Genomic DNA, 5,683 nt, shown 5'->3' with positions numbered 1-5,683 from the left:
GGGGGGGGGGTGCGGGGGGGGGGGGGCCGCCCCGGGGGGGGGGGGCGGGGGGGGCCCCGCACCGGGGACGTCACTGCGTCAGTTCCCAGAGCCGGACGGGCATCCGGCTGACGTGGCCGGTCTCCTGCTGCCGCCGCCAGGCGCTCGCCCCGACGGCGCGGAAGAACGCGGCCCGCCGCTCGGGCGGCACCAGCCGGCTGTAGTAGTCGCCGAAGGTCGCGGCGTGGAAGTGCTCGTACTGCTCCGGGCCCTGCACGGTCACCACGGCCTCGCGCTCCAGGTGGCCGGCGACCGCGAGGTGCGGGGCGAGGGTGCGGGCCAGGTCGTCGGCGGTGCGCGTCCTGGTGGCGATCGGCAGCACCCCGCCCTGCTCGAACAGGCCGGGCACGTCGGTGCGTTCGGCGCCGAGCTCGACCAGGGCGTCGCGCACCAGGTCGTCCTCGCCGCCGAGCCCGTGGCCGTCGCGCGCCGGGTGGTACGTGGTGAGCAGGAACCGCCCGCCGGGCGCCAGGTGGGCGGCGGCCCAGGCGAACACCCGCTCCTCGTCCGGGTACAGCCAGTGCAGCACCGAGGTCTGGGTGATCACCTCGGCCCGGTACGGAAGCGGCTCGGGCGCGGTCAGGTCGGCCCGGTGCAGGACGACCCGCTCCCCGAAGCGGCCGAGGCGCTCGGCGGCCTCGGCGATCCGGTGCTCGGAGCGCTCCAGCCCGACCGCGAGCCGCAGTGACGGCAGCCGCTCCAGCGCCCCCTCCAGCAGTTGGCCGATGCCGCTGCCCAGGTCGATCAGGGTCCGCGGGGACCCGGTGACGCGGTCGAGCACCCAGTCGCGGTCCTGCACCTGCCGCAGCCGGCTGGCGTCGGCGTAGCCGGCCAGGGTGCGGGACTGGATCTCGACGGCGGACGCGGTGGTCACGACTGGGCCTCCTGGGGGTCGACGAGCTGCAGCAGCCGCGCACGGGCCGCGCTCTGGTCGTAGCGCTTGAAGATGTTGATCCGGTTGCGGGCGAGGTCGCCGCGGTGCACGTACTCGTACAGGTCCTGGCGCTGGCCGAAGCCGTCGCCGGTCAGCTCCCAGGCGAGCCGGAACAGCCGGGACTTGCGCTCGGCGTCGATGCCGCGGCCGCGCATGTAGCGGTCCAGGTGCGGGCGCAGCCGCGGGTTGGCGAGGTCGCCGGCGGTCGGCTGGATCAGCAGGCCGGAGGCCCCGATCCGGCGGACGATCGCGACCGCCTCGGCGGCCACCTCGGCGGACCAGACCCGGGAGGCGGCGGTGTCGCCGGGGGCGAACAGCCCGCCGTCGGTCACGCCGCCGCGGGCCTCGGCGGCGTCCAGGAAGTACTCGGTCAGCTCGGCGTAGCCGGCCAGCCGGCCGAGGTCCTCCTGGATGTTGCGGAAGCCGTCCACCCCGATCGACTCGGCGACCAGGGTGGCGGTGGCCAGCAGGGTGCGCAGCCGCTCCCGGTAGCGGATGTGCCCGACGTACGCGCTCCACGCGTTGATCCGCCCCAGGCCCTCGCGGGCCAGCAGGCCGTCCCGGAGCAGGAAGACGCGCTCCCAGGGCACCAGGACGTCGTCGAAGAACAGCATCGCGTCCTGCTCGTCGAAGCGGGCGCCCAGCGGGTGGGCGTGCCCCCAGGACTCGCCGCCGAGCGGCTCCCGGGCCAGCGTGACCAGGCCCGGCGTGTTCAGCGGGAGCGCGAACCAGACCACGAACTGCTCGCCGCGCCGCTCGGTGAACGACGCCGACAGGTAGACCAGCACCTCGTGGGCGAGCGGCGCCAGGGTGGTGAGCTGCTTGGCGCCGCGCACCACGATGCCGCGGTCGTTCTCCTCCAGGACCCGCAGCGCCAGGTCGGGATCGTCCACTGGGTCGGCGGAGCGGTCGATCTGCGGGTCGCCGAGGGCGTGCGAGAGCACCAGGTCGTTGGCAGCGCAGTGCCGGTACCAGGCCTCGGCGTTGGCGCCGAAGCGCGGATCGGCGCCGGCCAGCCGGTGCCGGAAGTCGTACACACCGACCGCGATCGAGGCCATGAACGCGGGGGAGCGGCCCTGCTGGCCGAGCGCCTCGGCGTGCCAGAACTCGGCGCTGCGCCGCTGCAGGCGCAGGTCCTCCGCGGTGCGCGGCGGCTGGTAGGCGCGGGCCAGCCGCAGGCCGCTGTCCGGGTCCTTCCAGGTGAGCAGGTCGCGGTGGTCGGGGTCGTGCTGCAGGTCGAGCAGGCGGGCGAGTTCGTCCGCGGCGGGCCGGAAGGCCGGGTGCTCGGCGGGGCTGCCGATCCGGGTGCCGTCGAGGTAGAGCTCGCGCCCGTCGTCGAGTTCGGCCCGGTAGCGGTCGCCGGTGAGCAGGCCCCGGGCGGCCGCGGGCGGGTCCAGCAGGGTCATGCGCCGACTCCTGTCGAGGTCAGTGGGGTGGGGGCGAGGGTGCGGTAGCCGCCGTCCTGGTAGAGCAGCGGGCGGCCGGGTGCGGTGGCGGCGGCGGCCACCCGGCCGACCAGCAGGGCGTGGTCGCCCGCGGGCAACACGGTGTGCAGCCGGCAGTCGAACCAGGCCAGTGCGCCCTCCAGGACGGGGGCGCCGGTGGCCTCGGTGCGCATCGGGACCGCAGTGAAGCCGCCGAGCGCCCGGCCCGCGCCCGGGGTGGCGAACCGGCGGGCGACGTGCGCCTGGCGGTCGGTCAGGACCGAGACCGCGAAGCGGCCGTCCGCGCGGACCGCGGCGACGATCGGGCTGTGCCGGGTGACCGCCACGCTGACCAGCAGCGGGTCCAGGGAGAGCGGGCAGAACGAGGAGACGGTTTTGGCGAAGGACTCCCCGGCGTGCTCCGCGGTGACCACGGCGACGCCGGTCGCCCAGTGCCGGGCGGCGGTGCGGTAGGCCTCCGCGGCGGGGCCCGCCGCCGTCACCGGGGCGCTCACCGCAGCCCCACCCGGTAGGCGCGCAGCCACTCGTCGACCTGGACGAGGTGGTCCAGGCCGCCGACCGGGTTCGGCGCGGTGCGCGGGCTCGGCAGCGGCCGGCCCTCGGCGAGGTGACGGCGCACCAGCGCGCGGTCGACCAGGTCGAAGACCGGGGCGTTCGGGTCGGCGAGCAGTTCGCGGGCGCGCTCGCCGAGCACCTCGGTGTACCGGACGGCCGGCGTCGACGGGTAGCCGCTCTTCGGCCGGTCGGCCACCTGCGGCGGCAGCAGGTCGCGCACGGCGTCCCGCAGCAGCCCCTTGGACCGGCCGCCGGGCGCCTTGAGCGCCCAGGGGACGTTCCACAGGTACTCCACCAGCCGGTGGTCGCAGAACGGCACCCGCACCTCCAGCCCGACCGACATGGAGACCCGGTCGACCCGGTCCAGCAGCGGCGGCAGCCAGCGGGTCAGCGCCAGGTGGAACACCTCGCGGACCCGGGCGTCCGCGGCCGGCTCGCCCGGCAGCCGGGGCACCTCGGCGAGCGAGTCCCGGTACGCCTCGGCGGTGTACTCCTCGGGTCGGACCTCGGCCCGCACCTCGGGCCGCAGCAGCTCGGCCGGCACCGCCCGGCCGTGCAGCCAGGGGAAGGTGCCGGAGTCGAGCGCGGCCGGGTCGTGGAAGTACGGGTAACCGCCGAACACCTCGTCCGCGGCCTCGCCGGAGAGCGCGACCGTGGAGCGCCGCCGGACCTCGCGGAACAGCAGGTGCAGCGAGGCGTCCATCTCGCCCCAGCCGGGCCGGTCGCGGGCGCGCAGCACGGCGTCCCGGGCGTCCAGCAGGTCGTCGTCGGGCACCAGCACGGTGGTGTGCAGGGTGCCGATGTGCTCGGCGGCCGCCTCGACGTACGGCGCGTCCACGGTGGTGCGCCAGGCGTCCGGGGTGCGGTCGGCGCTGCCGGGGAAGTCCACCGAGAAGCTGGTGATCTTGCCCTGGCCGGTGCGCTCGCGGGCCGCGGCGGCCAGGGCGGTGATCGCCGACGAGTCCACGCCGCCGGACAGCAGGGTGCACAGCGGCACGTCGGCGACCAGCTGCCGCTCGACCGCGTCCGCCAGCAGCTCCCGCACCCGGGCCCGGGTGGCCGCCGCGTCGTCGGTGTGCGGCCGGGACTCCAGCCGCCAGTAGCGGACCTCGCGGGTGGCCCCGCGGGTGACCGCGACCAGGTGGCCGGGCCGGACCTCATGCAGTCCGCGGAACACTCCGTGCCCGGCGGTCGGCGCGGCGGGCAGCGCGAACAGCTCCGCCACCCCCTGCGCGTCCAGCTCGGCGGGCAGCAGCGGGTTCGCCAGCAGCGCCTTGGGCTCCGAGCCGAACAGCACCCCGCTGCGGTGCGCGTGCCAGTACAGCGGCTTGATGCCCAGATGGTCGCGGACCAGCAGCAGCTCCTCGCGCCGGGTGTCCCACAGCGCGTACGCGAAGATGCCGTTGAACCGCCGCGGAGCCTCCCGCCCCCACTGCAGGTGCGCGCGGAGCACCACCTCGGTGTCCGAGCGGGTCCGGAACCGCTGCCCCAGGGCGGACAGTTCGGCGCGCAGTTCGGCGGCGTTGTACAGCTCGCCGTTGTAGCCGAGCACGGCCGCCGGGCCGTCCGGGCGGTCGGCCAGCGGCTGGCCGCCGCCGTCCGGGTCCACCACCGCGAGCCGACGGTGCCCGAGGGCCGCGTGCCGGGACAGCCAGACGCCGTCCGCGTCCGGGCCGCGGCAGGCCAGGGTGGCCGTCATCGCCCGGACCAGGCCCTCCTGGTGGCGCAGGTCGGTGTCCCAGTCGAGCCAGCCGGTGACCCCGCACATCACGCCCCCCGCGGTTCGTCGCGGCCGTTGTCGCGGCCGGGCGCGCAGGCCTCCCAGCGGCAGCCGTGCCCGGACGGGCCGCTGTGCAGCCGGTGCGCGGGCCGGTAGCCCTTGGCCCGGATGTTGGCGGACAGCGCCTGGGTGCAGTACGTGCACGGGGAGGCCAGGGTCAGCCGGACGCCGCTGCGCCGGGCCTGCTCCCGGTAGTCCCAGATCGCGCAGTGCGTGATGGTGACCGCCGCCAGCTCCGCGGCCGGCGGCCGGTCGTCGTCGAACTCGTAGTGCGAGCCGTACAGCTCGGCCTGCCGGGCGATCCGGTGGATCGGGTCGGCGGCGCCCCGGCCGTGGTCCGGCTCGACCTCGCGGTGCACCTCGGCGTTGGACCGCGCCCAGGCACCGAGCACCTCCTCGCCGTACCGGGAGACCAGGAACCGCTCCATCAGCGCCTGGCCGCGGAAGAACACCCGCTGCCAGGCGGCGGCCGGTGCGGCGGCCTCCGGCAGGTCGGCGAAGATCTCCGCCTGCAGTGCGAACCAGTCGGCCAGGTGCACCTCGTCGCCGCGCGACACCAGGTACCGGGTCAGCCCGGCCTCGGCCTCGTGCAGCCGCCGGCGCCACAGCGCGGAGCGCTCGCCGTCCGGCATCGTGCGGTACGGCGATCTCGGTTGCTCGGGCGCGGCCGGCCGGTCGCCGGCGCGCGCGAGGATGCCGTCGGACACATCGCCCATCGGGGTCTCCCTTCGGCTGGAGGGTCGGACGCGAAAGCGCCGACCGCGGCGGGATCGACCGCCGGTGGTCGGGCCGCACCGCCACGCTACGAAGGCCCGACGGGTGGTCAGAAGCCCCGAACGGAGCCGCCCCGGGCGACCATCGGCGCCCCCGGATGCTCCGAAGGTCGCCCTCCCGCGCTCCGGGCCGCACCCCGGGTCGACGGCCGGGAAC

5 protein-coding genes are annotated in these 5,683 nt (G+C 76.3%); all 5 read right to left on the bottom strand.

From position 1 onward, the window contains the following. Positions 1 to 70: 70 nt before the first annotated feature. The 5 genes from ACFV0G_RS33835 to ACFV0G_RS33815 are packed head-to-tail and all read right to left on the bottom strand — an operon-like array spanning position 71 to position 5,469. On the bottom strand, positions 71 to 913 hold the full coding sequence (locus tag ACFV0G_RS33835) for a class I SAM-dependent methyltransferase (RefSeq protein WP_380556265.1): 843 nt from the start codon (positions 911 to 913) through the stop codon (positions 71 to 73). Then, a complete protein-coding gene (locus ACFV0G_RS33830) occupies positions 910 to 2,379 on the bottom strand; it encodes a 4-hydroxyphenylacetate 3-hydroxylase family protein (RefSeq protein ID WP_380556263.1) in 1,470 nt (489 codons plus the stop codon). The genes ACFV0G_RS33835 and ACFV0G_RS33830 overlap by 4 nt, the downstream gene beginning before the upstream one ends. Continuing rightward, the gene (locus tag ACFV0G_RS33825) at positions 2,376 to 2,912 is read right to left on the bottom strand and encodes a flavin reductase family protein (RefSeq protein ID WP_380556261.1); all 537 of its coding nucleotides are present in this window, start codon (positions 2,910 to 2,912) and stop codon (positions 2,376 to 2,378) included. The genes ACFV0G_RS33830 and ACFV0G_RS33825 overlap by 4 nt, the downstream gene beginning before the upstream one ends. Further along, complete coding sequence (gene asnB / locus ACFV0G_RS33820; protein ID WP_380556259.1) at positions 2,909 to 4,741, bottom strand: asparagine synthase (glutamine-hydrolyzing); 1,833 nt, start codon at positions 4,739 to 4,741, stop codon at positions 2,909 to 2,911. The genes ACFV0G_RS33825 and asnB overlap by 4 nt, the downstream gene beginning before the upstream one ends. Then, on the bottom strand, positions 4,741 to 5,469 hold the full coding sequence (locus ACFV0G_RS33815; protein ID WP_380556257.1) for a hypothetical protein: 729 nt from the start codon (positions 5,467 to 5,469) through the stop codon (positions 4,741 to 4,743). The genes asnB and ACFV0G_RS33815 overlap by 1 nt, the downstream gene beginning before the upstream one ends. Positions 5,470 to 5,683 lie beyond the last annotated feature (214 nt).

This window comes from Kitasatospora sp. NPDC059571 (assembly GCF_042735675.1).
Classification (GTDB): Bacteria; Actinomycetota; Actinomycetes; order Streptomycetales; family Streptomycetaceae; genus Kitasatospora.
Note: the sequence above shows the minus strand (reverse complement) of the source record. Positions and strands in the feature narration are given on the sequence as shown.